Here is a 1,178-nt window from a genome sequence, read left to right as displayed (position 1 = left end):
CCGGCGGGCGTGAGCCCGCGGTTCGGCACCGACCCGGCCGGCGCGGCGGGGGCGTGCTGACGGAGCGGGTGCGCGGGGTGCCGCGGTGCTCCTCGCGTGCCGGGCGCCCGAGCGTCGACGCGGAGGCGAGGCACCCGCACGGGTGACCCCGTCCCGCGACCGGGCGACCCCGGGGCGGGCACCCGGGTGACCGGCTCGACGCGTCACTGTCCGGTTTGCGAGGGTATGTGGACATTCTCGGCCGCAACGACGCCGAGCGAGCCGGAGGTGACGCGTGACCGACGTCCCGGCCCGCGCCGACGTCTCCGTGGTCCTGGTGGCGCGGGGCGACGAGCACGGGCTCACGCACACCCTGCGCAGCCTGCTCGCCTCCCTCGACCACGCGGCGGGGCGGCGCGGTGAGCGGGCCGCCCGGCTGCGCGGTGAGCGCCTGCACGGCGAGGTGCTCCTCGTCGCCCGCGACCTCGCGCACCTGCCCGGGCTGCCCGCCGACCCCCGCCTGCGCGTCGTGGCCGCGCCCGGTGTCACCGGCGGACGCGCCCGGAACGTCGGCGTGGCCGCGGCGCGTGGCCGGTACCTGCTGTTCACCGACGCCCAGGTCCGGGTGCCCGCCGACTGGGTGCTCGCCCTCACCGCCCCGCTGCGCGCCGGCCGCGCCGACCTGGTGGGCGGCGCCGTCCGGCTCGGCGCGAACCTCGAGCGGCCCTGGCTGACCGAGGACCTCGCCGCCGCGTACCTCGACCTCGTCCCGGACCCGCCCGAGGTCGGCCGGGCGTTCAGCGGCATCAGCATGGCCGCCTCCCGCGCTGTGCTGGAGGCGGTCGGCTTCGACGAGGCCCTCGGCACCACGCGGTGCCCGGACGGGCTCGACATCGTGTTCCGGCGCGACGTCGTCGGTGCCGGCTTCCGGGAACGCGCGGTCGGCGGCGTGGCCGTCGAGCGGGACCTCGGCCCCCGCGCCCTGGTCCGGCGGTCCCTCATCGAGCGGGCCCGGGGGCACGGCCGGGCCGCCGCCTACGTCGACCGGCGGCTGCGCGACGTCCGCCCCGCCCGGCCCGTCGTCCTGCTGCGGCTCGTCGCCCGGTGGCTGCCGCTGCTCGCCGTCGGTCACGGCCGGGGGCACGCCCGTGCACGGCTCCGGGCGCACGCCGCCGTCGCCTACCACCGCGAGATGCTCC

General features: G+C 79.5%; 1 protein-coding gene. It reads left to right on the top strand.

Annotated elements, in window-relative coordinates; translation table 11 throughout:
• Positions 1–274 precede the first annotated feature (274 nt).
• On the top strand, positions 275–1,178 hold a 904-nt coding region (locus tag FA014_RS19490; protein ID WP_154731250.1), incomplete at its 3' end, for a glycosyltransferase family 2 protein.

Source organism: Cellulomonas hominis (assembly GCF_005239125.1).
Lineage (GTDB): Bacteria > Actinomycetota > Actinomycetes > Actinomycetales > Cellulomonadaceae > Cellulomonas > Cellulomonas hominis_A.
The sequence above is the reverse complement of the archived record's forward strand: the minus strand, read 5'-3'. Positions and strand labels throughout refer to the sequence as shown.